Raw genomic sequence first — 24460 nt, forward strand, 5'->3', positions numbered from 1 at the left:
CTGGTGACAGGGCCGAACGGGTCGGCGGTGTTCCTTACGGTCTCCCCCTCTGTCGCCGGGCGCGGGGCTCCGGCTCCAGAGTGGCCTCCTCCGCGCGGTCCGTGGTGCCTGAGAGGTTACTGGGGAGTATTGCCCCGTCGGCGCCCCGATGTCGAGGTCTCTCCCGCGCGGTATTGACGGCCTCTTGAGTCTGTCTTCTCGTACGGACAGGGAAATGTCTGCTTTCTCCCTGTTGTGACCACGACCGTACTCGATGGTGCCTCACAACACCCAGCCCACCCGGCACTCGAGCGCGTCCGGGTGCAGGGCGCCGGCCCGGGGCTCGTACGGGCCCCGGGCGCCTCAGCCGGTGCGGCGTTCGCGCCGGCGCCGGGCCAGCTCGTCCACGGCCTGCGGCGCGGCTTCCGGCAGATCGGCGCGCTCCTCGGGCGGGACGACACCGAGCGCTTCCTCCAGCTCGCGCCAGACATGGGCCAACGCCAACCCGAACATGCCCTGGCCGCGCTGCATGAGGTCGACGACCTCGTCGGGCGAGGTGCACTCGTAGACGCTGACGCCGTCGCTCATCAGCGTGATGCGGGCCAGGTCCTGGGCGGCCCGCCCGCGCAGATGGTCCACGGCCGTGCGGATCTGCTGCAGGGAGATACCGGTGTCCAGCAAACGCTTGGCCACCTTGAGCAGAAGGATGTCGGGGAGGCTGTAGAGAGGGGCGTTCTGGGCACCGTTGCGCACACTCGGTTCCACCAGGCCTGTTCTGGCCCAGTAGTCCAGTTGGCGGTAGGTCACTCCGGCAGCTGTACACGCCGCCGGGCCCCGATAACCGACGTCCATAGGCAGCGCCACCACGTCCTCTTCGCCGAGTAGGCCCCGCTGCCCCGCCAGTCGCAGCGCGGACCTCCGGTCCTGGGGATCCTGCTTGCCGCCCGCTACCGCCACGCCGACCTCCGGCTTCTCGTCCCACGGCGGCCTCGACAGGGGATCTCCGCTTGAGGGAACGGATGCGCCGTGGGTTCCACTGCACCGACGGTAGGGCGAGGCAAAGGCAGCGTCAACGACGCCACACGGCGCGTCGCAGCGCGAGCGGGCAGAAGGTGCGGGTTCACCGGCCCGCCCTGGGCCCACAGGCATCGGCTCCGGTTCCCAAAGTCATGTCCTCCGACCAATCTATCATTGCCGAATCATGCGTCTTCGCAGGTCACGACTGTGTCGGGCAGGCACACGAGTGCCGGACCCGCGTACGGGCCCGGCACCGGCGGCAGTGTTCACGTCTTGCGGCCGAAGTCCTCGGGCGAGATGTTGTCCAGGAACTCGCGGAAAGCCTCGACCTGGTCCTCCTGCTCATCGGGGATGGGCATGCCGGCCTCTTCGATCACGTCCTCGTGCGCGTAGATCGGGGTACCGGTACGCAGTGCCAGAGCGATGGAGTCCGAGGGACGCGCGCTGACCTCCACCCCGTTGTCGAAGACGAGCTCGGCATAGAAGATGCCGTCGGACAAGCCGGTGACGCGGACCGCCTCCAGACCGGTGCCGAGCGCGTCGAGCACGTCGCGGAACAGATCGTGCGTCAGCGGCCGCGCGGGCGCCACACCCTGTTGCGCCAAGGCGATGGCGGTCGCCTCGACCCCGCCGATCCAGATCGGCAAGTAGCGCTCGCCGTCCACTTCCTTGAGTAGGACGATCGGTTGGTTCGAAGGCATCTCAACCCGGACGCCGACGACCTCCATGTGTTTCACAGCGTCTCCGTCCCACGAGTCGTCATGCCGGATGGGCGCTCTTGCCTGCTCGTCATCGAGTGCAGGCCCCGAAGGCGAAATCGGCACCCTTCGTTACAAAGCTCTCCGGCGGCGGGGGGCCGCAAACCTCCCGGCCCACCACCGCACGGCAGGATCCGCTCAACGACGCGGTTTGGTCAACAGGACCATCCGGAACTTACCGATCTGGATCTCGTCACCACCGCCCAGTTCGGCCTCGTCGACCGGCTCACGGTTGACGTAGGTGCCGTTGAGGCTACCGACGTCGCGCACACCGAAGCCGTTGCCGCGGCGGAAGAATTCCACGTGGCGGCGCGACACGGTCACGTCGTCCAGGAAGATGTCGCTGTTGGGGTGGCGGCCGGCGGTGGTCACGTCGCTGTCCAGCAGGAAACGGCTCCCGGCGTTGGGGCCGCGCCGGACCACGAGCAGGGCCGTTCCGGGAGGAAGCGCGTCGGCGCTGCTCTGGTCCTCGCCCCCGGGATCCTCCCCTGATTCCTCCTCGTCCAGGACCTGGATACCGGAGATCGAGATGGTGGACGTGACATCTCCGGCGGAGTCCCCTCCCCCTTGGGGCCGAGGGCTCTCCTGTTCGGCCCTGCGGACGGGGGTTCCACAGTGGGAGCAGAAACGGGCATCATCCGCAACGGCGTGACCGCACTGCGTGCAGTAAACGCTCGACATAGGTCGGCTCGGCCTCCTACCGCACGGGGCGGTGCTTGATTCGGCTGATCGGTGACACGCCCCCGAGCCGGTGCGGACGCCTGGCCCGCACACCGCCGGGAACGAGGCGAGGCGGTTCGCCGTCACTGCGGCGAGGACACCTCGCACGGTCGGTCGCTAGGTCTTTTCCCCCATGTTGTACTCCTTGTCACTCTCCGGGAGGTGTCTCCACCATTGCGGAACCCCCCCGAGCGGGCGGTGACTCGGCGCTCAGGGAACACTCGACTTTAAACCATATCCCTGTCCAGACAGGGCTTTGCTCCTCCCAGGCCTGCCGGGGACAGCCGGTTCCGGGCCGGCCCGGGACCGCCGCACGGACGAGGGCCGGATCCCGGGCCGGGGGCCGGAACGACACGGCTTTGCGGGTGGACACCTGTGCTGGTGCTGATGCGGCCGGGAGGCGTTTGGTTCTCCCCTCAACCGAGGAATTGCCGAAATTCTTCCCGGCAGGGCCCTGAACTGCGGCTTCGCCCCGGAAATCGCCCGCTTTCGCCCGGGTGCGAGGCTTCGTACGAACGCCGCGGGCCGACCGGGGCGGGGCCTGTCACCGGGTGACGGGCCCCGCCCCACCGGCGGGGTCAGCCCTCGGCCCGCTCCACGACCGCGGCCCATTCGTCGAGCAGGCGGTGCGCGATGTCGGAGTCGGGACCTTCGGCCCAAAGATGGGTGACGGCCTCGGCGGTGTCCGGGAGCACCAGTGCCCAACTCCCGTCGGGCTCGACCACACGCACACCGTCGGTAGTGTCCAGTTCCCGTTCCCCTGCGGCCTCCACGACCGAGCGCATGACACTGCCCTTGACCGCCCACGGCGTGGGTACCGAACGGCGCAGCAGGTGCGCCTGAGGGATGCGCCGGTCGATCTGGCCGACCGAGCGGCGGGAGCGCGCCACCAGTCCCAGGAGCCGCACGAACGCGGCGATGCCGTCGCTGGTGGGTCCGAACTCGGGCACGACGAAACCGCCGCGCCCGTCCCCGGCGAAGACGATGTCCTCGCCGCCGGCCCGCACCGCCTTGGTGAGCTCGTGCGTGGCCGTTGGGGTCCAGCTCACCCGGAGACCGTGCGAATCGGCGACGGTCTCGGCGACGCGGGTGGTGGTCACCGGCAGCGCCACGGTGCCGCGGCCGCGCTCGGCCGCCACCAGGTCCAGCACCGCCAGCAGCGCACGGTCGTTGTCGATCGGAGAACCGTTCTCGTCGACGATGGAGAGCCGCTCGGCCACCGGGTCGAACCGAACCCCGAAGTCCGCGTTGGATCCGGCCACGAGCTCGCCCAAGCGGTCCAGGTCGCGCGTCTTCTTGACGTCGGTGTCGGTGGGCGAGTCCTCGTCCAACCGGTTATTGACGGTGAGCACGTCCACCCCCATCCGGCCGAGCAAGGAGGGCAGGATGAGCGAGCTGGTACCGCCCGCACAATCGACCACGACCTTGAGCTCGGCCTCGGCCACCCCGGAGGTGTCCACCGAGCGCAGCAGGTCGTGCGCGTAGGTCTCCACGTTGCGTGAGGGGAAGGAGAGCTCCCCGATCTCGCCGGGGAAGGCCCGCCGGTACTCCGCGCGGGAGAAGACGCGGTCGAGCTTGCGCTGGGCACCCGGCGACAGGTCGGCCCCGTCCCCGTCGAGGAAGACGATGTCGACCGACTCCGGGTCCCCGGGGCTGGTGCGCACGGCGATACCGCCGGCGACCTCGGTCTTGGCGGTGAGGAAACGGGCCACCGGCAGCGCCGCCACCTCCAGGTCGCGCACCTCGATGGCGGCGGCCGTCAGGGCGCTGATGATGGCGCGCTTGAGGGTGCGCGCACCACGGGAGACGTCACGCGAGGTGGTGACGATCGCGCCCTTCTTGAGCGTGGTGGCGTAGGCGTTGGCCAGGCGCACGGCCAGCTCCGGGGTGATCTCCACGTTGATCAGACCCGAGACGCCGCGGGGACCGAACAGGGACCGCTGGCCCCTCGACTCCCAGACGACGTTGGAATTGACCACCGCCCCGGCCTCGATGGTCTTGAACGGGTAGACCTTGACGTCGTTGTGCACGTAGGCCTCGGACTCGATGACGCAGTCCTCGCCCACGACCGCGCCCTCCTCCACACGCACCGCGGACATGATGTCGGTGTTCTTTCCGACCACCGTGCCACGCAGATTGGCGCCGCGTCCGATGAAGACGTTGTCGTGCAGGACGGTGCGGTGGGCGAAGGCCTCCGCGCGCACCACGGCGTTGCTGCCCACGACGGTGTACTCGCGCAGCTCCGCGCCGGCCTCGATCTTGGCGTAATCGCCGACGTAGAGCGGGCCCTTGAGGACGGCGCTGCGGGCGACCTCGGCCCCCTCCCCGACCCAGACCCCGGGGGAGACCTCGAACCCGTCGATCTCGACGTCGACCTTGCCGGAGAGGACGTCGGCCTGGGCGCTCAGGTAACTCTCGTGGGTACCCACGTCCTCCCAGTAGCCGTCGGCGACGTACCCGTAAAGGGGCTCGCCCTCGGCCAGCAGTTCGGGAAAGACGTCACCGGACCAGTCCACGACCTCGTTCTCGGCCACTCTTTCGAGGACCTCGGGCTCCATGATGTAGATGCCGGTGTTGACGGTGTCGGAGAAGACCTGGCCCCAGGTGGGTTTTTCCAGGAAACGCTGGATACGCCCTTGCTCGTCGACGATGATGATGCCGAACTCGAGCGGGTTGGGTACCCGCTTGAGGGCGATGGTGACCTTGGCGCCGCTCTCGCGGTGGAAGCGGACCATGTCGGTGAGGTCGATGTCGGTGAGCGCGTCACCGGAGATGACCATGAAGGGTTCGCCACGCAGGTACTCCTCGGCGTTCTTCACGCTGCCGGCGGTACCCAGCGGTACCTCCTCGGCGACGTAGTTCAGTTCCATCCCGAGTTCCTCGCCGTCACCGAAGTAGTTGCGGATCAGGGTGGCGAGGAACTGCACGGTCACGACGGTCTCGGAGAAACCGTGCCGTCGGAGCAGGCGCAGAACGTGCTCCATGATGGGCTTGTTGACCACCGGGAGCAGCGGTTTGGGCTGGTTGGCGGTCATGGGCCGCAGGCGTGTGCCTTCGCCGCCGGCCATCACGACGGCCTTCATGGCAGGTGCGGGGTCCTCGGTGGGAGCGGCCCCGGGCTCGGTCGGGCTGCTCATCGCCTGAACCTCCGTACGGACACGCGTGCGGGGGCTCTGGTGGGTTCGTGCGGCAGGCGACGTGCACCGTCGCGCGCAGCGGGACATGTGCTCATGCGGAGACGACACTCCCTTTCATCCGGATGGACTCGGGGTGAGCCGTCCCGCGCTGCGTCAGCGGTCTCCGACGTCTCCGGGCCGGGTCGAACCGGCCCGGCCGTGGCCCGAGGCGTCGCTGTCGGAGACCTCATGGGAAGACCCCGTTCGATCGGCGCGTTCCTCGCGTCGGGTCCGAGCGATCAGACGCAGCCCCTGCACGGCGTAGAGCAGTCCGGCCCACCAGTAAAGAGCCGTTCCCCACAGCGCGAAGGCCCAACCCATGATTCGGGCGCCGTCTCCCACGACCCCCGGATATCCGGCCAGGAACAACAGTGGGAAGGCGTAGAGCAGGCACAGGGTCGCGGCCTTGCCGGCGAAGTTGACCGGGAGCGGGCCGTAACCGAAGTGGCGCAGCAACGGCAGGGCACCGAGGATGAGGACATCACGCAGCACGAGGATGGCCATGAGCCACCACGGCACGATCCCGCGTACGACCAGACCCAGCAGCGCAGCGAAGATGTAGAGCCGGTCTGCCAGGGGATCGAGGATCTGTCCCAGCTTGGTGGCCTGGTTCCAGGCGCGGGCGATCTTGCCGTCGAGCCAGTCGCTGAGCCCGGCCAGGGCCAGCACGATCAGGGCCAGGACGTCGGCCCTGGGAACAAGGACGAGCCACAGGAACAGCGGCACACCCAACAACCGGAGCATGCTCAGGAGGTTGGGAACCGTCCAGATGCGGTCACTGACCGCCGGGTTGCCCACATCGCCCCCCGCTTCGAGACTGCCGTCGTGATCCGATCTCCCCATGGCGCCAACGATAACCGCCGGGCACCCGGCGGACAGCCAGGGCGGTCAACACCGGCTTCACCTGTTTTTGGGCGTGGAAGCCCGGGCGTTCACGCCCGGCAGGAAACGCCCCACTCACCACACCTGTGAGTTGGCGGCCCAAGCCACAGGAAACGGAAGAAGTTTTCCCGTTCACGCCCCGTCACCGGTGGTGGTTCGCTAACGTGTTCGATCATGAAGGTGACCGTGCGCGTCAAGCTGGTGCCCTCGCCGGAGCAGGCCAGGGCCCTTGCGGCGACCCTGGATGCCTGTAACCGGGCGGCCGACCACGCCTCACGGGTCGCCCAGACCACCGGGGCCCGACACAAGTACGCCCTGCAGGAAGCGCTCTACCACGAGGTGAAGGCCGACTTCGGTTTGTCGGCCCAACCGGCAGTACGGGTGCTGGGCAAGGTCGCCGACGCCTACACCACCAGGGAAGCGAACCTGAAGAACGGCAACCTGGGGCGCAAGGGCTCACAGCGCCGCGCACGGGCCCAGGCCCGTGCGATCACCTTCCGCCGTGATGCGGCCCAACCGTTTGATGCGCGGTGTCTGTCCTGGCAGATGGATGCGCGCACCGGCTCCATCTGGACCACCCGGGGGCGGATGAAGAACCTGCCCTTTGTCGGCTCCCCCGAGCAGCTCAAGCTCCTGGCCACCTGCCGCCAAGGTGAGAGCGACCTGCTCTGCCAGGACGGGCAGTGGTTTCTGTCCGCCACCTGCCAGGTGCCCGAACAGCCACTCAACACCGAACCGGAAGGCTTTGTCGGGGTGGATCCGGGCATCGTGGAGATCGCCACCACCTCCGAGGGGGATCGGTATGCCGGACGGGGGCTGAACAGGTACCGGCGTCGTCAGAACCGGTTGCGCGCCAAGCTTCAGAAGAAGGGCACCAAGAGCGCCAAGCGTGTGCTCAAACGCCGGCGTCGTCGCCAGGCGCGGCGGGCGCGGGATGTGAACCACCGGATTTCCAAGCACATCGTGGAGCGGGCCGAACGCACCGGCCACGGGATCGCCCTGGAGGACCTTCGGGGGATCCGTGGCCGGGTACGGCAGGCCAAACAACAACGCTCCGTGTTGCATGCGTGGAGTTTCGCTCAGTTGCGGGACTTCATCGTCTACAAGGCTCGCAGGGCAGGGGTGGCGGTCGTGGTCGTGGATCCGGCCTATTCCTCGCAGACCTGCTCGGCGTGTGGGCACACCGACAGAGGTAACCGGGCTTCTCGGGCCTGGTTCGTCTGTCGGGGCTGTGGTGTGGTGCTGCATGCCGATGTGCATGCTTCCCGTAACCTGGCCCGCAGGGGCCGGGCCGCGTGGAACGCGGGGCGCCGGTCAACCGCCCCAGCACCCTCCACCTGAGGAAGGTGCTGGACGCGGAAGGAGAGACCTACCGGCCAGGTGGGCGCCTGTCCGCAAGCCCGTAGCTATCAGCCACGGGTAGTTGACTCGGGCAGGGCCGCACCGAGCTCTCGCAGGGCTTTGGTGCCGGTCGGCTCGCTCTCACGCAGGCCCAGCTCGACCACGCCCAGTGCGTCGAAACGCTCGCGGGTGGCCCGCAGCGCCTCGGCGGTGTCGGGGCCCGCCGTACCGGGGCCGGGGATCTGGTTGACCACCACCGGCGCCAGCCCGAACCCGGCCTCGGAGAGCTGCTCGACGGTGCGTGCGGTCTCGGCCAGGACCATGCGCCGGGCCAGGGTCACCAGCATCACGCGGGAGTCCTGGCGCAGCAGTACGGCGGCGCGTTCCAGACGGTGGCGCCGTTCGTTGAGGCGCCTGAGGAGCGGGTCCTCGGCCATGTCCGGACCGCGGTCGGAGACCACGTCGGCGAAGGCCTCGGCCCGAGCGGCCTTCTCGCGCTGGCGGGTCAGCCCCATCACCCACGGTGTGAGCAGGGTCGGCAGGTTGAGCAGGCGCAGCAGGTGGCCAGTGGGGGCGCTGTCCACGACCAGGGCGTCCCAGCGGCTGCCGACCTCCTCCATCCGGTCCACGAGCAGGTCGGCCAGGGCCGACTCGGCCATGCCCGGGCTGGACCCGGCCTGCTTCAGGTGCCGGTGCACCGCCGGCATGATCTCGTGCGGCACCGCATCCTGGGCGTCGTCGGCGACCTGGGCGATCCGGCGCCGGACGGCCGCGTCGGCGTCGGGTTCGGCCGCCCACAGGTCCGGGGCCACCTGGACGGGCGTATCGCCCAGGCCGTGTTCCAGGGCATCGCCCAGGGAGTGCGCCGGGTCGGTGGAGAGCACCAGGGTCCGGTGGCCCTGCCCGGCAAGGGTCAGAGCGCGGGCGGCGGCCAGCGTCGTCTTGCCGACGCCGCCCTTGCCGCCGACGAAGGTGATGGGCGCGCTCAACAGCATCCTCCCGGTCCCCCGAAGTCGTCCCGCCCCATGCGCTGGTGCCACTCGTGCAGGTCGGCAACCATGTACGGGATCAGGTCCAGTGTTTCGTAGGCGACAGGGTTGTCCACACCCAGGGTCTCGGTGAGCAGCAGGGCACGCAGGGTGTCCTGCTGAGTGCGGGCCTCGCGTGTGCGGGCGCGGCCCCAGCGCGCCTCGAAGACCTGCTGGTGGAAGTCCTCGAAACGGCGCCAGGCCCTCATGAGGCGGCGCCAGGTCCGGCTCGGTCGGCCGGGCCCGGCGCCTCGGTCCTCGACGCTCACGCGGTGCACGCCCGCGTGCGGTCCTGATCGGTGCGGCGCATCTTACTTCTCCTCCGCCGGGCCGTCCTGGCCGGCGGATCCGCCGGCCCCGGCCTCCGGGGTCTCCTTGCGGGAGCCGACGACGGTGCTGCTCTCGACGGCGATCTGGTCGGTCTCGGCGGAGGGGTCGATGGGGTCGGCGGTGCCCTTGAATGCGCTGCGCAGGGCGATGAAGGACTCCACGATCATCCACAGCGCCAGGAGCAGGATGATCGTGTCCAGCGGCGCCAGCAGGAACGTGTCCAGGGCGCTTTCGGTGTCGATGAAACCGATGAGCTGGTCGATGAGCGCCCAGACCGTCATGAACAGCAGGAACACCAGCGGAATGACGATCATGACCGGGTTGCGGCGGCGCTTGGCCACCCAGACCGCGATGACCGCCAGGGCCAGCCCGGCGGTGAGCTGGTTGGTGGTACCGAAGAGCACCCACAGCGTGCCCAGCGCGAAGTCGCCGGGCACCATGGCAAGGCCGAAGGGCAGGGCCACCGCGACCAGGGTGGTGATGTTCAGGTTGCGGGAAAAGCCCCGGAAGGCGCGGTTCGCGGTGCTGCCGGCCTCGAACCGGTCCGCCGCCAGGAGCGACATCTCCTGCAGGATGTAGCGCTTGAGCCGGACCGCGGTGTCCAGGGTGGTCACGGCGAAGCTGACGATGATGAGCGCGCCGAAGACCTGCGCGGTGCCCTCGGGGACACCGATGTTGCCGGCGAAGCCCGCCACACCGTCGACGAACATGCCCTGCGGGTCGGCCCCGGCGTCGGCCCAGGTGGCGTAGAGACCGGACCACTCCAGGCCCTGGTTCCCGCTGAAGAGCATCACACCGGCGGTGCAGGCCAGGATCGAGGCCAGGGCCAGGGATCCCTCCCCGAGCGCGGCCATGTAACCCACGTAGCGGGAGTCGGTCTCCTTCTCGATCTGTTTGGAGGTGGTACCCGAGGCGACCAGGCTGTGGAAGCCCGAGACCGCGCCGCAGGCGATGGTGACGAACAGCAGCGGGAAGATCGAGGGCGAATCGGCCGGGACGTCCTCGCGCAGGAGCGGGGCGGCGATGGTGTTCATGCCCACGAGCACACCGACGGCGATCACGACCAGCGCCACCACCATCTGGTGCTGGTTGATGTAGTCGCGCGGCTGCAGCAGCATCCACACCGGCAGGCGGGAGGCGATGTAGGCGTACAGGAACAGGATGAGGATCCACATCACGGTGGTGCTGATACCGGTGGCCTGGGCGACCGGGTCCAGAGTGAGGGGCAGGGCCTGGCCCAGCGGGATGCAGGCGTAGAGCGCGACCAGCGCGACCAGGGAGGGCAGGAGCGCGGCGCTGCGCCTGCGGTAGACGAGCTGGCCGACGGCGACGGCCAGCGGCAGGCTGACAGCGGTCGGCAGGACGGCCTCGGGGTGCTGTTCCAGCAGACCGGCCACGACGATGGCGAAGACCGCGTTGACCATCGTGACCAGGAAGAAGATGATCAGCAGGAACAGCACTCGCGCGCGCCGGCTGATGACGTCGCCGGCCAGGGTGCCGATGCTGCGGCCCTTGTGGCGGACCGAGACGGCGATGGAACCGAAGTCGTGGGCCCCGGCGGCGAAGACGGTTCCCAGCACCACCCACAGCAGAGCAGGCCCCCACCCCCAGAAGACCGCGATCGCGGGGCCCACGATCGGGGCCGCGCCGGCCACGGAGATGAAGTGGTGGGCCAGCACGATGTGCTTGTTCGTCGGAACGAAGTCCACACCGTCGTTGTAGGCGTGCGCCGGGGTGACGAAGGACGGTTCCAACGCGTAGACCCGTTTGGCCAGGTAGACGGAGTAGAAGCGGTATCCCAGGGCGAAGAGCGCCAGGGTACCGAGGAGTACCGCTGCTGCGGGCATAGGGGGAGACGTCCTCACTGCTAGCTGTCCCGAATGCTGGGACGTGGAAAAGGTGCCCAGGTGGGGGCCGGTCCTTTAAGGTGCCACAGAAGTTAACATGCGTGATACCCCTCCGAAAGGGACGCCTTGTGCAGGACTTTCATGATCTGTGGCGACGGTCCTCGGTCGCCGAACTGAGTTGGCTCACCCCCGGCGGACCGTGCGGCATTCCCGTGGTGCCGTTGGAGGACAAGGGCCGCCCGTGCGCCGCCCTGCCGCTGTCCCTGTTGGCCGAGATCGACTCCCTGCCTGGGCGTGCCGCGCTCAGCGTGACCGTCCCGGGTCTCTCCGCCCCCGACCGCCCCGGGCAGGTGGCCACAGGCCCGGTCCAGGTGCGTCAGGATCCGCGCGGAAAGATTTTCGGCGGAGAACTCGTGGAACAGGAAGCGAGCAAACATCCACCCACCCGGCTCCGCGCGGGCAGCCTTCTGGCGCGCAACGAGAATTGGTGGTGGATGGGCCGCGCCGTGGTCACCCTTTCCGAGGCCGAGGCCGTCCACACAGTGAGACCGCGGGCTTCGGCCGGCCACGCGCTGTTGGTGCGCGAGGAACGCGGTGACGCGGCGGTACGGGTGGTCTCCTCCCCCGACTGGTCACTGCGTGGCGGCCCGTCCCTGCGGGTGGAGGACCGCGACGGCTCCGCGCTCGAGGGGCGCGGCGAGCCGGTGCTGGTCTTCGGCCACCAGGCCAGTCCCGACTTCGAACGCTGGGAGCGTTGGACCCGCCGGGGCCGGCTCAACGGCCAGGAGTTGGCCGTGACCGGTTCCGACGGTGGACCCGACCCCTCCCCCGGGCCGTTCGGGCTGCTGGAGCGGCTGCGCAACCACCGCGAGGTCGGGCGGGCCTGCACGGCCGGGGTGAAGGAGGTGGAACGCCGCGAGCGGCTCTGAGCTGTCGGGCACGTGCCGGCCTTCCTCACCCCAGGATGTGGGTGGCCTCGCGCAGGCCCGAGAGCATCGCCCCGTACACGGTGGCGGAGTGCTCGACCTCGGTGGCCTCTCCCGCGAAGAAGACCCGCTCACCGATCGGCTCGGCCAGCATCGTGCGGTCGGCGTCGGAGGCCCCGACGGCCGTGTAGGAGAAGCTCCCCCGGGCGAAGGGGTCCGCCATCCAGTCGGTGATCAGGTGATCGACCGGGTCGGGTGCCTTGCGGAACATCTTGCGGATCGAGGCCATGGCGTGCTCGACGGCCTCGCCCTCCTCCATCCCCTCCAGGAATCGGGCCGCGCGCCCGCCGTTGCGGCAGATCAGGACGGGTGCGCCCAGCACACGTTGGGCGGCGTACCAATGGAACCAGGTACCCGCTTCGGTACCCAGGTGCACCAGAACCTCGGCGTCGCCCCAGAAGACCTGGTCGAAGCGCAGGAAGAGTTTCTCCAGGCGCCCGTTGCCCAGACGTTCGATCGCGCCGCTCTTCTCCCCCGGCAACCCCGGTTCGAAGTCGACCTGCCCGGCCTTGAGCACACCCAGCGGCAGGGTGAGCAGGACCCGGTCACCGGTCAGGGTCTCCTCACCTGCGGGACCCTCCACACCCACACGGACACCGTCACCGTCGTGGGAGACCGAGGTGACCGTGTGTTCCAGGCGCACGTCGAGGCCGCGTGCGAGATGATCGGTCAGCTGGTCCATCCCGTCGGGAAAGACCACGTCGTCGCCGCTGAACTCACTCATGGCGCCCATCGCGGAGAAGGTGACCTCCTCGGGCTGGGCCCCGTGGTCGGACTCGATGAAGCGGTGGGCGATCTCCTTGGCGTCGCGGGCACGCCCGCGGAAGAGGTTGGCGTCCAGGAGGGCCTGGTCGATGCCCTCGGCCATGGACTCGCGTCTGCCGGCGCCGACGGTGGTCCAGTACATGTGTTCCTGCAGGAGGTTGACGTCCTCCATGTTGCGCCGGTGCCGGTCGAAGAGCAGTCGCCGCCCCTTGGGGTCGTAGGCGGTCTCGGTGGAGCGGTTGAAGACGGAGGTGCGCGCCCCCGTCTCCCGGACCAGGTTCGAGAGCGGGTTGCTCTCCTCGCCGTGCATCCAGGAGGCCCCGGCGTCCAGGACGGTTCCCTCCCAGTCGCGCACGGAGTGGATGCGTCCGCCGGTGCGGTCCCGTCCCTCGATCACGGTGACACGCTCACCGCCCTCGGCCAGACGGTCCGCGGCGGCCAGGCCGGCCATACCGGCGCCGACGACGAGGGTGTGTCCGTGCCCCGGGGCGGCCTCCCGGCCGCGCGGGTCGGGTTCGGTGTGCCCCGGTCGGTCGCCGGCGACCTCCTCCTCGGTGCTGTCCTCGCTGGCGTCCTCCCGGTCAGCCATACGCTCCCCCTCCGTGCTCGTGACCGACGGTGCGACCCTAAGCGCGCCCCGTGTGCTGCGTCCGGAAGACACACCCGGCCGGTGGGGCGTGCCCACCCCACCGGCCCGGGCCCCGGTCATGCCTGTGCGGGCGAGTTGCCTTCCTCGTCCTCCAGCTCGATGCGTTCGCTCAGACGCGTGCCCTGCACGCGCTCCTCATGGCTGACCATGCGCTTGCGCACGTGGACGCGTTCGACGGGGACCTGGTGTTTGGAGACCACGACCCGTTCCTCGTAGAGAGTGAAGACCTCTTCGTCCTCGGCGATGTCGGCCTCGAAGTCCTCGCCCTCCTCCACGGGCCGGCGCTCGATGTCCAGCTCCTCGTGGCGCAGGGTCACCGTCTCCTCGAAGTTCTCGTTGTCGACGTACTTGTGCAGGCGGGCCCGGCCGGTCTCCACACGTTCGACACCGAGGTCGACCTGCTCCTCGGAACGGGTCATCGCGATGTCGTCGACGGAGTCGGACTGGGAAGGCACGGTTGCGGTCCCGGGGCCCTGCTCGGCCTCCGTGTGCCCGGTCAGAGGGACGGTGTCGGGACGCCGTGCGGTCCCGGCCTCGGTCTCACCGGGCATCCCGGTACCGGTTCTCGAGCCGTCCGGGGACATGACCCCGGGCGTGCCCGACTCGGTGATCTGGTCCTCGGTCCCGGTGGCCTCGGTGTCCGGTTCGGTGGCGGCCATCGGCGGGGCCGTCTCCGCGTGTTCGTCGCCCTCGGGCATCGAGACATCGGCCTCGGAGTACCCGGTTCCGGGCGCCCTGCTGTCTTCGCTCTCGCGGGCCGCGGACTGCTCTCTCTCGTGCCGTCCGCCCCGCTGGTCGGGGGCCATGCCGCGTTCTGCGTAGTAGTCCCTGACCTCTGCTTCGGTCTCCGGTGAGATGTGGCTCCCCGATTCGACGTGCGGCGCGTCCTTGACGGTGGCCTTGTCGTAGGGGACCTGAAGGTCCTCCTGTTGCGGTTGGGCGCCCTGCAGCGGCACCAGGGTCTCCTTGCGCCCGAACAACCCGGTGTGCACCGAGACCCAGCTGGGTTCGTTGGTGCGGTCGTCCAGGTAGACCTGGTTGATCTTGCCGACGCTGTGCCCTTCTCCGTCCAGGAGCTGGTGTCCGATGAGGTTCTCCGGCCTGAGATCGTGTGCCACGGTCTTCCCCGTTCTTGGATGGTTCACGGGACTGGAGCGCCTGCGGGTCGCCCCCCGCCGGTGGCGGACGCCCCGAGGGGTCGCCCGCTCCGCACTGGGCGGTCTCATACCCGTAACTACCAGGAACGACGATGCCGGGCCCACAGTATGGGGAGAACCCATGCCCAACCTTGACGCGCACTTGGGCGGGCGCGGACGCGCACACGGGCGCGCCCGCCGCCGGAGGGGGCCGGCGGCGGGCGCGTGGATCGTGGGACGAAGGCTCAGACCTTGCGCCACTCGGGCACCCAGGACCCGTCCTCCACCGTGTAGTCGCCGAACAGCGCCGGGGCCTCCTCCTTCAGGGTGCTCCCGATGCGGTCGAACAGCAGGCGGATCTCCTCTTCGGCCCCGGGAGCGGTACGGGCCTCGAGGGCGTGGCGCAGGGTGCGCACGTTGGCGGTCCACACCAGGCCGGTGGCCACGCCCTCGGGGGCGAAACGGCGCATGAAGGAGGTCTTGTGTTTCTTCTCCGAGAATTTGACCCCGTCGTCGTCCAGACCGAAGTGCTCGGCCATCCAGAACTGGAACTCTTCCATCTTCCCGAGCATCTCGGTGGCGCGTTCCATGAGCTCGGGGTCGTCCTCGGCCCAGTCGGGGAACCAGAACGGCAGGTCGGTCAGGCGCACGAAGCGCAGCGACTCCTGGGAGACGGCGACGCCGGGGCGGTGCCTGATGAGCTCATGGGTGAGCACGCGGGAGACGTTGTGGAGCACGAAGCTGAAGCTGATGTGTTCCAGGACCGAACCGTGCATGCTGCGCAGGAGATTGCCCAGGTAGGCGTCCTGGTCGGTGCGCACGCGCGTGACGTTGGGGTTCAGGCCCGGCTCCCAGGAGCGGTAGCACAGGCGGCCCGCGAACTCGGCGAGGTTCTGCGGGTCGTTGAGGTGGGTGTCGAGCTCACCGCGGTCGAACCGCTCCAGCCACGCTTGGCCCCCGACCTCCTCGAGGTAGTCGGTGATCGCCTCGTAGTCCACCTGCGGACGCGCGACCAGTCGTACCTGCGGCTCGACCCTCTGCACGGTTTGCCTCCCGTTGATACTCCCCCCGCTCCGGGCACGCGTGAGTGCCGTGACCTGCTTCTTGTCAGGGCACGGTTGCACGAGTGGGGCGGGGCTGAACAGCCACGTACGAGGGTACACGGCTGCGGCCCCGGGCCCGCCCCGCCCGATCGTGGGCCCGGGGCCGACAGGGCCTCAGAAGCCGTAGAAGTAGCCCGGGGTGAGGGCGAGTCCGATGACGATGAGGACGATGCCCCACAGGAGTTGTCCTCGGATCACCCCGAGCACGCCGGAGACGAGAACGATGATTCCGAGAATCGTCAGCAGGAGTCCCATGCCCGCCCTCTGTCCGGGTCACGGGGCGATCAAACACGGCCCGAGGTCGGAAAACGTGCTGTCGGCCCTCGCCGGCGCGCCGAACGCAGGGTGCGGGCCACGATCTCCTCGCCCACCCCGGCGGTGAGGATCGACTCGGGGTGGAACTGCACCGCGGACCATCCGGTGGCCGGGTCCTCGATCCCCATGACGATCGGCCCCTCCCCGGCCCCGCCCTCCAGCACGGCGGTGACCTCATAGCCCTTGACCAGATCGGGAAGCGTGTAGGTGGAGTGGTAGCGCGCGGCGGGGAAGCGCTCGTCCTCGCCCAGTCCGCTCAGCAGCGTCCCGCCGGAGACCCGGACCTGCCCGGGTTTGCCGTGCACCGGTTCCTCCAGGGTGCGCAGCTCGCCGCCGGCGTGCTCGACCATGCCCTGCAGGCCCAGGCACACGCCCAGGACCGGCAGTTCTCGGGCGGCCAGCGCGTCGAGCAGCTCGTTCATGCCGAAATCGCTCGGCAGTCCCGGTCCCGGGGAGAGCACCACCAGGTCGGGGTCCAGCCGGTCCAGGAGCTCGGGGCCGAGCCCGTAGCGCACGGTCGTGACCTCGGCCCCGTGGCGGCGCACGTAGTCGGCAAGGGTGTTGACGAAGGAGTCCTCGTGGTCGACGAGCAGGACCCGCATCCCCTCGCCCGCAGGCGCCGGGGCGGGTTCGGGCACGGCCTGTGCGGGTGCGGCCTGCGCGGGGTCGCGGTCGGCCTCCTCCCCCAGGGCGAGGGTCTCCATGAGCGCCCTGGCCTTGAGGAGGGTCTCCCGTTCCTCGGCCTCGGGGTCGGAGTCGTAGAGCAGGGTGGCGCCGGTGCGCACCGAAGCGACCCCGTCGCGGATGTGGGCAGTGCGCAGGGTCAGGCCGGTGTTCATGGAACCGTCGAAGTTGAGGGCACCGACCGCGCCCCCGTACCAGCGCCGGGGGCTGGACTCGTTCTGTTCGATGAAGCGCATCGCCCAGGTCTTGGGGGCCCCGGTGACGGTTACCGCCCACATGTGGGTGAGGAAGGCGTCCAGGGCGTCGAAGTCGCGGCGCAGGGTGCCCTCGATGTGGTCGACGGTGTGGATCAGGCGCGAGTACATCTCGATCTGCCGGCGTCCGATGACACGCACGCTGCCCGGTTCGCACACCCGGGACTTGTCGTTGCGGTCGACGTCGGTGCACATGGTCAGCTCGGACTTCTCCTTGTCCGAGGACAGCAGTTCCTGGATGTTCTCGGCATCGCCCAGGGCGTCCTCGCCGCGGCGGATGGTTCCCGAGATCGGGCAGGTCTCCACCCGCTGTCCTTCTCCGGGCCGCCCGCTGACGCGCACGAACATCTCCGGGGAGGCCCCGACCAGGTACTCGCCCGCGCCGAGGTTGAAGAAGAACTCGTAGGGGGCAGGGTTGCGCTCGCGCAGCATTTCGTAGAAGCGGGCGGGCGAGGAGCAGCGGGCGTAGTTGCGGTGGCCGGGCACGACCTCGAACAGGTCGCCGCGGCGGAAACGTTCCTTGGCGCGGGCGACCACCCGGGCGTAGGAGCCGGGTTCGGGACCGGCCGGGACCTGGGCGGCGCGCACGGGCGGTGTGGGGCCGGTGTGCCTGGCCAGGCCCTCGGTGCTCGCCTCGGCGCGGGTGCCCTCGCCGGGGACGGTGAACTCGTATGTGTAGCGCACACACGTCTCGCGCTTGCGGTCGCGGACCACGATCGCGTCGGGCAGGTGCAGGACGAGGTCGCGGTCCCCGGGGTCGCGGGCGATGTGGCGCTCGACCGGTTCGAACTGGAAGGCGAGGTCGTATCCGAAGGCACCGTAGAGCCCGAGGTTGGGGTCCTGGGGGCTGGACATGGCCTCGATCAGGGCGCGCACGGCGGTGAAGACGCTGGGGCGGCGGCTGCGCTCCTCCTCGGTGAAGAAGGCGCCGGGGTCGGGCTCGGGGACGGTGAGTGCGGCCCGGTCCTCGGTGCTGGTGTGCAGCGGGGCGACGGTGGTCAGCGCCTGGGCCAGGACGGGCAGCAGGACCCGGCCGCGTTCGTTGAGGGCCTCGACGGTGACGTCGCGGTCGCGGGTGGAGACCTCGACGCAGGGGTCGACGTAGCCCAGGTGCCAGCGGTCGTAGCGGCCCGGATACTCCATGCCGGAGGAGAGGACGCCCCCTCGGCGGTGCTCGACGTCCTGTACGAGCTGGGTGAGGACGTCGGGCTCGCACGGGGCGGCGTGGCGGTGGACGGTGACCCCGCCCCGGGTGCGGTGGGTGCTGGTGTGCTCGTGGCTGGGCTTCACGGGCGGTCCTTTGCGGAAGCTGGTCGGGGACCGCGCGACCGGGGCCGTGGACACGAAGAACGACCGCCGGTACGGGGCGGTCGCTGTCTCGGGTGTACGCGAACTCCTCGAGCGCCGCCTAGAGGCGGCGCCACCACTGGGTGGGGTTCACGTTTGCCATGGCCACGAGTGTAACCGCTGTGCGCAGTGGTGGGGAGAGGGGCGCGGGCGTGAGTCGCGCGGGCAGGGCGAGCACACAGAGCACGGACCTGGGCACAGGGCACATAAAAAGGAGAGCTCCGTGCTAGAATACGGAGCTCTTCAGCTCAGAAGAGATGATTTCACATCTATTCCACGGTCAGGATATCACGCTCATGAACCACGGTCAATCAGACGCCGAGAGCACCGTCAGCGCCTCCGCGGAACACACGGCCCTGGCCACCGAACAGGCCCGGGTCGACCGGATGTACCGGCGCCTGGACGAGCTGCGGGAGAACACCGAGGGCCGGCTCGCCGAGGCCCACGCCCAGGATCGCACCGGGTACGCAGCACTGGAGGAGCGCGAGACCCGCGTCTTCGAGCAGAGCCGGCGCCGCGCACAGCTCGGTTCGGTCGAGGAAGGGCTGTGCTTCGGCCGCATCGACCTGGCCCACCCCGGCGAGGACGAGACCGAGGCCCGTTACGTGGGCCGCATCGGCCTGCGTGATTCCGAGTACGAGACGATCCTGGTGGACTGGCGCGCCCCCGCCGCGCGCCCCTTCTACGCGGCGACCCCGTTCGACACCCAGGGCGTGACCCGCCGCCGCAGCCTGCGGGTGCGCCGGCGCCGGGTGGTGGGCCTGGACGACGACGTGCTCGACCCCGAGCGGCTCTCGGAGTCCGAACGCAACGGGCTGGTCGGCGAGGCCGCCTTGCTGGACTCGTTGCAGCGCGGGCGCACCGGGCGCATGGGCGACATCGTGGCGACCATCCAGGCCGAGCAGGACCGGGTCATCCGTGCTCCGCTGTCGGGGATCATGGTGGTCCAGGGCGGCCCGGGCACCGGCAAGACCGTGGCGGCCCTGCACCGTGCCGCCTACCTGCTCTACACCCATCGCAGGGTCCTGGAGCGGCGCGGTGTGCTGGTGCTGGGGCCCAACCCGGCGTTCCTGCGCTACATCGGCGACGTCCTGCCCGCCCTGGGCGAGAGCGAGGCGGTCATGCGCACCCTCGGCGAGCTCGTGCCCGGGGTGAGCGCCACCGAACACGAGGACCACGAGCGTGCCCGGGTCAAGGGGTCGGTGCGGATGGTCGACCTGGTGCGGGCGGCGGTCCGGGACCATCAGCGCACCCCCGAGCAGGCCTTCGGCACCGGGGACCTGCACGTGGCCACCGACGCCGGCACGGTGACCGTGCCCGGCGCCACCTGCACACACGTGTTGGAGACCGCGCGCGGCCTGGGCCTGGCGCACAACGTCGCCCGCAAGTACGTGGTCACCACCCTGCTGCAGGAGCTCGCCCGCGCCGAGTCGCACCTGCTCGAACGGCCGGTGGACGAGGAGGACCTGCCGTTCCTGGCCGAGCGGCTCTGGTTCGAGGACCCGGTCCACACGGCGTTGGAGGCCCTGTGGCCGTACTTGACGGCGCAGCAGTTGCTCGACGGTCTCTGGAGCGATGCCCGGGCCCTGGAACGTGCGGGCGAAAGCGCTGGGCTCTCGGCACACGAGCGTGTGCTGCTGGCCCGGGAGAGCGGAGCGCCCTTCACCGTCGAGGACGTTCCGCTCCTGGACGAGGCGGCCGAACTGTTGGGCGAGGACAACAGCGCCGAGCAGGCGGCCGAGCGGCGCAGGCGGGCAGAGCAGGAGGAGGAGATCCGTTACGCCCAGGGCGCCCTGGAGGCCACCGGGATGCACGAGGACAACCGGATCGAGGTCGCCGACTTCGCCGCTTTCCACCACGGCGGCGGCCCCGAGCGCACCACCGCAGAGCGGGCCGGGGCCGATCGTGAGTGGGCCTACGGGCACGCCGTGGTCGACGAGGCCCAGGAGCTGTCCGCGATGGGCTGGCGCGCCGTCGTGCGGCGGGTGCCGACCCGGTCGTTGACGGTGGTGGGCGACCTGGCCCAGACCGGTGGCGCGGGCGGGGCGGGCTCCTGGACCCAGGCGTTGGAGCACCACGCCCCGGGCAAGGTGCACGTGGAGCACCTGCGCGTCAACTACCGCACCCCCGCTCCGATCATGGCGGTGGCCGCGGACGTGCTGGCCCGGGCCGAACCGGGGCAGGAGCCGCCCGAGTCGGTACGGACCGAGGGGGAGGCCCCTCGCGCCGTCGCGTTGGAAGGCCCCTGGGCGGAGGCACTTCCGGGGTTGGTCGAGGAGGAGCTCGCCGAGCTCGGTGAGGGGCGTCTGGCGCTGATCACCGCGGACCGGCTGGTCGAGGGGGTCGCCATGGCCGTGCCCGGCGCGGCTCGTCCGGCGCCGGGGCGCGATGCGCTGTCCCAGGAGGTGGTGGCCCTGACCGCGACCGAGGCCAAGGGGCTCGAGTTCGATTCGGTGATCGTGGTCGAGCCGGGGACGGTGCTGGAGCAGCCGCGCGGGGCCAACGACCTGTACGTGGGTGTCACCCGTGCCACGCGGCGTCTGACAGTGGCGCACTCGGATGGACTGCCCTCGGTGTTGAACCGGTTGCGGGAGAGAGCGGAAGTGTGATCCACGAACAGGCCGGAGCGCTCCGGAAAGCCCTGCGTGTACGGGACTCCGGGGCGCTCTCAGGGCTCTGGCACGGCTCTGGCCTGTGAACTTATGTGCACGGGCGTTGGCAGAGCACGATTCTGTACGTACAATCTGTACGGACAATATGCGTCACGCCCCGGGTACAGCCACGCCCGGGGCCCCTGCGAACGGACACTCATGCGCGACAACCACGGGTCACCGGTCCCGCTCTTCCATTGGATGAACAAGATCCCCGGCGGGGCCATGCTCATTCCCCTGGTCCTGGGTTCGGTCATCGGTACCTTCGCCCCGGCCGCCCTCGACATCGGCAGCTTCACCACCGCGTTGTTCAAGGACAGCGCCATGCCGCTCATCGCGCTGCTGATCTTCGCCACCGGGACCCAGGTCAGCCTGCGCACCAGCGGGCCCGTCCTGGCCACCACCGGTGTGGTCCTGCTCGGCAAGAGCCTCGTCCCCGGCCTGCTCGTCATCGCCCTGGCCATGCTCACCGGGCCCGAGGGTGTCCTGGGTATCTCCGTGCTGGCGATGATGGCCGCCGCCACCAACGCCAACGGCGGCCTCTGGCTGGCCATCACCGGCCAGTACGGACGCGCCAAGGACCGCGGTGCCTACATCGCCGGCGCCGTCAACGACGGCCCCTTCTTCGCCCTGCTGTTCATCGGCGCCTCCGGGCTGGGACAGATCCCCTTCGTGACCCTGCTCGCCGCGATCGTGCCGTTCCTGCTGGGCGTCCTGATCGGCAACATCGACCACCAGTGGAGCCAGGCCCTCAAGCCGGTCCCCTCGATCGTGATCCCGTTCTTCGCGTTCGCGCTCGGCACCGACATCAACCTCGCCGACGTCGCCCAGGGCGGCCTGACCGGCATCCTCCTCGGCGCGGTCATCACCCTGATCACCGGCGGGTTCGTCTACCTCGGCTACCGCTTCCTGCTGCGCCGCGGCAAGGAGTCCGGCATCGGCTTCGCCGCCGGTACCGCCTCGGGCAACGCCGTGGCGACCCCGGCCATCGTCGCCGCCGCCGACCCCTCCTTCGCTTCCTACGTCGGCACCGCCACCTCCCAGGTCGCGGCCAGTGTCCTGGTCACCGCACTGCTCGCCCCGGTGGTCACCACGTGGGTGCTGCGCCGCGCCGGAGCCCAACCGGCCCAGGCCGAAAAGAACGAAGAGGCCCCGGTCGAGGCCGAGAGCAACACAGGGGAGGAGCGCTCATGACCGGCCCGCACATCGCCGTGGTCGCCGACGACCTGACCGGCGCGGGAGACACCGCCGTCCAATTCGTGCGCGCCGGGTGGCGGACCGAGCTCCAGCTCTCGGCCTCCGGGACCGCCGCCGAGGTCGTGTCCGTGACCACCGACTCGCGTGCCCTGCCCGTCGGCGATGCCGCACAGGCCGCCGGCGAGGCGGTGCGGGACCTGCGCGCCGCCGGGGTCGACCTGCTCTACAAGAAGGTCGACTCCACTCTGCGCGGTCCCATCCGTGCCGAGATCGACGGCGTCCTGCAGGTCTGGGGCCCCGACGCGGTCGCCGTGGTCTGCCCCGCCTTCCCCGCCAACGGCCGTACCGTCCGCGACGGGGTCCTGCTCGTCGAGGGGACCGAGGTCCACCGCACCGCCGTGGGACAGGACCCGGTCACCCCGGTCACCGAGAGCCGTGTGGACGAGCTGCTGGGGGCGAAGTACGTACGCCTGACCGGCACCGACACCCGGCGGGATGCCGAACTCCTGCGCGCTGCCGGGCCCGTGGCGGTCGTGGACGCCGAGACCGAGGCCGACCTGGGGCGCGTGGCCGCCGCCGTGGCCGCCCTGGGTCCCGACGCGGTACCCGTGGGTTCGGCCGGGCTCGCCGCCCAGCTGGCCCACGCCTGGGCGCTCCAGCAGCCGCACGGGCCCTCCCTGGTGGTGGTCACCTCGCTGCACAGCAACACCCGCGAACAGGTCGCGTGCCTGGCCGCCGAGCCCGGAACCCGGGTGGAGCGGCCCGGCGCGGCCGACCTCGCCGACGAAGAGGCGTGGCAGGCCTGGAGCCGCACCGTCCTGGAGCGTTTCGACCCGCACGCGCCGCGCCTGGCCCTGGTGGCCCCCGAGGACCGTGACGGAGCCCTGTCCCCCGCGGACGTGGCCCGCCGCCTCGGCGGCCTGGCCGCACACATCGCCGAGGAACACACAATCGCCGGCCTGGTCGTCACCGGCGGGGACGGGGCCCGGGCCCTGACCACCCAGATGCAGGCCCGCGCGATCGCCCTCACCGGCGAGGTCGCACCCGGGATCCCGATCGGGACCGTCTCCGGCGGTCCCCGGCACGGGCTCGCCATCGTCACCAAGGCGGGGGGCTTCGGCTCTCCCACCGCACTCCTGGACGCCGCCGACACCGTCCGCCACACGAAAGGCCAGAACGCATGAGCCGTCCCACCGAACGCCCCACGCTTGCCATCACTCTCGGGGACGTGGCCGGTATCGGCCCGGAGATCACCGCCAAGTCCTTGCTCAACCATCCCGAGGTACGCGAGTACGCCCGGCCCGTCGTCGTCGGTGACGCCGACGCCCTGCGCCGGGCGGTGACCGCGATCGGCGCCGATCCGGCCGTCGTCAACCCGGTGAGCAGCCCCGAGGACGCCGCCGACGAGCCCGGGGTCATCGACCTCGTCCAGACCGGTCCTTCCCTGGGGCACGTGGCCCTGGGCGAGCTCAGCGCCGAGGCCGGCGACGGGGCCGCACGTTTTGTCATCGAAGCGGTCGACCTGGCCAAGCGCGGCCTGGTCGACGGCATCGTCACCCCGCCGCTGAACAAGGCCGCCATGCACATGGGCGGCCACCCCTGGCCCGGGCACACCGAGCTGCTCGCCCACGAGTTCGGTGTGAGCGACTACAGCCTCGTGCTGTCCGCCGGTGAGCTGTCCTTCTTCCACCTGACCACGCACGTGTCGCTGCGCCAGGCCATCGGGGACATCACCCAGGAGCGGACCCTGGAGGTCCTGCGCCTGATGAGCGCCTTCGCCAAGGCCCAGGGCGAGGCGGACGAACCCATCGGTGTGGCCGGGCTCAACCCGCACGCCGGGGAGAACCGCCTGTTCGGCGACGAGGACGCCGACGTACTGGAGCCCGCGATCGAACGCGCCCGCGCCGAGGGCATCAACGCCCACGGCCCGCTGCCCGCCGACGCGCTCGTGCCCGCCGCCGTCAACGGCAAGTGGAAGTTGGTCGCGGTCTGCTACCACGACCAGGGCCACGCGCCCTTCAAGGCGGTCTACGGCGACGACGGCGTCAACATCACCGCCGGCCTGCCCGTCGTTCGGGTCTCCGTGGACCACGGGACCGCCTTCGACATCGCCGGGCAGGGCATCGCCCGCGAGGCGAGCCTGGTACTGGCGATGCGCCGCGCCGCAGAGCTGGCCCCCGGCTGGCGCCACGTGTGGAGGGCGACCAATTCCGGCACCTGACCGGGGGCCGAGGAAGGACGACGGATGCACCATCCCCTCGGGAAACGGTGATCCGTCGTCCTTCCGCAACGAGA

Annotated in this window: 19 protein-coding genes and 1 riboswitch; of the genes, 6 read left to right on the forward strand and 13 right to left on the reverse strand. The window is 70.2% G+C overall.

Annotated elements, in window-relative coordinates; genetic code table 11:
• Positions 1-85: 85 nt before the first annotated feature.
• Positions 86-176, reverse strand: a riboswitch (glycine riboswitch).
• A 166-nt stretch (positions 177-342) separates the two neighbouring features.
• From D473_RS0107620 to D473_RS0107640, 5 genes are all read right to left on the reverse strand, one after another.
• A complete protein-coding gene (locus D473_RS0107620) occupies positions 343-831 on the reverse strand; it encodes a MerR family transcriptional regulator (protein WP_083917926.1) in 489 nt (162 codons plus the stop codon).
• A 431-nt stretch (positions 832-1262) separates the two neighbouring features.
• The gene (locus D473_RS0107625; RefSeq protein ID WP_026126708.1) at positions 1263-1733 is read right to left on the reverse strand and encodes a bifunctional nuclease family protein; all 471 of its coding nucleotides are present in this window, start codon (positions 1731-1733) and stop codon (positions 1263-1265) included.
• Between the two features lie 159 nt (positions 1734-1892).
• Complete coding sequence (locus D473_RS0107630) at positions 1893-2435, reverse strand: FHA domain-containing protein (RefSeq protein ID WP_017608489.1); 543 nt, start codon at positions 2433-2435, stop codon at positions 1893-1895.
• Between the two features lie 617 nt (positions 2436-3052).
• Positions 3053-5611 (reverse strand): mannose-1-phosphate guanyltransferase, encoded by a 2559-nt coding sequence (locus tag D473_RS0107635; protein WP_017608490.1) that lies wholly within the window; start codon positions 5609-5611, stop codon positions 3053-3055.
• A gap of 153 nt (positions 5612-5764) precedes the next feature.
• On the reverse strand, positions 5765-6493 hold the full coding sequence (locus D473_RS0107640) for a CDP-alcohol phosphatidyltransferase family protein (RefSeq protein ID WP_051042986.1): 729 nt from the start codon (positions 6491-6493) through the stop codon (positions 5765-5767).
• Positions 6494-6706: 213 nt separating this feature from the next.
• Here D473_RS0107640 and D473_RS0107645 point away from each other — a divergent pair, with 213 nt between their 5' ends.
• A complete protein-coding gene (locus tag D473_RS0107645) occupies positions 6707-7873 on the forward strand; it encodes an RNA-guided endonuclease InsQ/TnpB family protein (protein ID WP_017608492.1) in 1167 nt (388 codons plus the stop codon).
• Between the two features lie 68 nt (positions 7874-7941).
• Here the strand turns inward: D473_RS0107645 and D473_RS0107650 are convergent, their stop codons facing one another.
• The 3 genes from D473_RS0107650 to D473_RS0107660 all read right to left on the reverse strand — a co-directional run bounded on the left by D473_RS0107650 (position 7942) and on the right by D473_RS0107660 (position 11078).
• Positions 7942-8868, reverse strand: a complete 927-nt coding sequence (locus D473_RS0107650) for an ArsA family ATPase (RefSeq protein WP_017608493.1) — start codon at positions 8866-8868, stop codon at positions 7942-7944.
• Entirely contained in the window at positions 8859-9110 is a 252-nt protein-coding gene (locus D473_RS0107655; protein WP_033352958.1) for a cory-CC-star protein, read from the reverse strand. The genes D473_RS0107650 and D473_RS0107655 overlap by 10 nt, the downstream gene beginning before the upstream one ends.
• A gap of 102 nt (positions 9111-9212) precedes the next feature.
• Positions 9213-11078 (reverse strand): carbon starvation CstA family protein, encoded by a 1866-nt coding sequence (locus D473_RS0107660; protein WP_017608495.1) that lies wholly within the window; start codon positions 11076-11078, stop codon positions 9213-9215.
• Positions 11079-11206: 128 nt separating this feature from the next.
• Here D473_RS0107660 and D473_RS0107665 point away from each other — a divergent pair, with 128 nt between their 5' ends.
• The gene (locus D473_RS0107665; protein ID WP_017608496.1) at positions 11207-12007 is read left to right on the forward strand and encodes a hypothetical protein; all 801 of its coding nucleotides are present in this window, start codon (positions 11207-11209) and stop codon (positions 12005-12007) included.
• A gap of 25 nt (positions 12008-12032) precedes the next feature.
• Here D473_RS0107665 and D473_RS0107670 read toward each other — a convergent pair whose 3' ends face one another.
• From D473_RS0107670 to D473_RS0107690, 5 genes are all read right to left on the reverse strand, one after another.
• The gene (locus tag D473_RS0107670) at positions 12033-13418 is read right to left on the reverse strand and encodes a flavin monoamine oxidase family protein (protein WP_017608497.1); all 1386 of its coding nucleotides are present in this window, start codon (positions 13416-13418) and stop codon (positions 12033-12035) included.
• A 116-nt stretch (positions 13419-13534) separates the two neighbouring features.
• On the reverse strand, positions 13535-14596 hold the full coding sequence (locus D473_RS0107675) for a DUF2382 domain-containing protein (protein WP_017608498.1): 1062 nt from the start codon (positions 14594-14596) through the stop codon (positions 13535-13537).
• A gap of 263 nt (positions 14597-14859) precedes the next feature.
• Positions 14860-15657: an FAD-dependent thymidylate synthase gene (gene thyX, locus D473_RS0107680; protein WP_017608499.1), complete on the reverse strand. Its 798-nt coding sequence runs from the start codon at positions 15655-15657 to the stop codon at positions 14860-14862.
• Positions 15658-15831: 174 nt separating this feature from the next.
• Positions 15832-15972, reverse strand: a complete 141-nt coding sequence (locus D473_RS27620; RefSeq protein ID WP_017608500.1) for a GPGG-motif small membrane protein — start codon at positions 15970-15972, stop codon at positions 15832-15834.
• A gap of 29 nt (positions 15973-16001) precedes the next feature.
• Entirely contained in the window at positions 16002-18260 is a 2259-nt protein-coding gene (locus D473_RS0107690; protein WP_017608501.1) for an anthranilate synthase component I, read from the reverse strand.
• Positions 18261-18613: 353 nt separating this feature from the next.
• On the opposite strand from D473_RS0107690, the gene D473_RS0107695 reads away from it, so the two are divergent.
• From D473_RS0107695 to pdxA, 4 genes are all read left to right on the forward strand, one after another.
• Positions 18614-20926 carry a HelD family protein gene (locus tag D473_RS0107695; protein WP_017608502.1) on the forward strand — a complete coding sequence of 771 codons (2313 nt, stop codon included), beginning with the start codon at positions 18614-18616 and terminating at the stop codon, positions 20924-20926.
• 201 nt (positions 20927-21127) lie between these two features.
• On the forward strand, positions 21128-22162 hold the full coding sequence (locus D473_RS0107700) for a 2-keto-3-deoxygluconate permease (protein ID WP_017608503.1): 1035 nt from the start codon (positions 21128-21130) through the stop codon (positions 22160-22162).
• Entirely contained in the window at positions 22159-23349 is a 1191-nt protein-coding gene (locus tag D473_RS0107705; protein ID WP_017608504.1) for a four-carbon acid sugar kinase family protein, read from the forward strand. The genes D473_RS0107700 and D473_RS0107705 overlap by 4 nt, the downstream gene beginning before the upstream one ends.
• The gene (gene pdxA, locus D473_RS0107710; RefSeq protein ID WP_017608505.1) at positions 23346-24386 is read left to right on the forward strand and encodes a 4-hydroxythreonine-4-phosphate dehydrogenase PdxA; all 1041 of its coding nucleotides are present in this window, start codon (positions 23346-23348) and stop codon (positions 24384-24386) included. The genes D473_RS0107705 and pdxA overlap by 4 nt, the downstream gene beginning before the upstream one ends.
• The last annotated feature ends 74 nt before the right edge of the window (positions 24387-24460 follow it).

The organism is Nocardiopsis xinjiangensis YIM 90004, from assembly GCF_000341145.1.
GTDB classification, from domain to species: domain Bacteria; phylum Actinomycetota; class Actinomycetes; order Streptosporangiales; family Streptosporangiaceae; genus Nocardiopsis; species Nocardiopsis xinjiangensis.

Excerpts from the sequence above, each read along its gene's own strand:
- D473_RS0107620 (WP_083917926.1), bottom strand. The coding sequence starts at position 831 with ATGGACGTCGGTTATCGGGGCCCGGCGGCGTGTACAGCTGCCGGAGTG.
- D473_RS0107630 (WP_017608489.1), bottom strand. The coding sequence starts at position 2,435 with ATGTCGAGCGTTTACTGCACGCAGTGCGGTCACGCCGTTGCGGATGAT.
- D473_RS0107635 (WP_017608490.1), bottom strand. The coding sequence starts at position 5,611 with ATGAGCAGCCCGACCGAGCCCGGGGCCGCTCCCACCGAGGACCCCGCA.
- D473_RS0107640 (WP_051042986.1), bottom strand. The coding sequence starts at position 6,493 with ATGGGGAGATCGGATCACGACGGCAGTCTCGAAGCGGGGGGCGATGTG.
- D473_RS0107645 (WP_017608492.1), top strand. The coding sequence starts at position 6,707 with ATGAAGGTGACCGTGCGCGTCAAGCTGGTGCCCTCGCCGGAGCAGGCC.
- D473_RS0107650 (WP_017608493.1), bottom strand. The coding sequence starts at position 8,868 with ATGCTGTTGAGCGCGCCCATCACCTTCGTCGGCGGCAAGGGCGGCGTC.
- D473_RS0107655 (WP_033352958.1), bottom strand. The coding sequence starts at position 9,110 with ATGAGGGCCTGGCGCCGTTTCGAGGACTTCCACCAGCAGGTCTTCGAG.
- D473_RS0107660 (WP_017608495.1), bottom strand. The coding sequence starts at position 11,078 with ATGCCCGCAGCAGCGGTACTCCTCGGTACCCTGGCGCTCTTCGCCCTG.
- D473_RS0107670 (WP_017608497.1), bottom strand. The coding sequence starts at position 13,418 with ATGGCTGACCGGGAGGACGCCAGCGAGGACAGCACCGAGGAGGAGGTC.
- D473_RS27620 (WP_017608500.1), bottom strand. The coding sequence starts at position 15,972 with ATGGGACTCCTGCTGACGATTCTCGGAATCATCGTTCTCGTCTCCGGC.
- D473_RS0107695 (WP_017608502.1), top strand. The coding sequence starts at position 18,614 with ATGAACCACGGTCAATCAGACGCCGAGAGCACCGTCAGCGCCTCCGCG.
- D473_RS0107700 (WP_017608503.1), top strand. The coding sequence starts at position 21,128 with ATGCGCGACAACCACGGGTCACCGGTCCCGCTCTTCCATTGGATGAAC.
- D473_RS0107705 (WP_017608504.1), top strand. The coding sequence starts at position 22,159 with ATGACCGGCCCGCACATCGCCGTGGTCGCCGACGACCTGACCGGCGCG.
- pdxA (WP_017608505.1), top strand. The coding sequence starts at position 23,346 with ATGAGCCGTCCCACCGAACGCCCCACGCTTGCCATCACTCTCGGGGAC.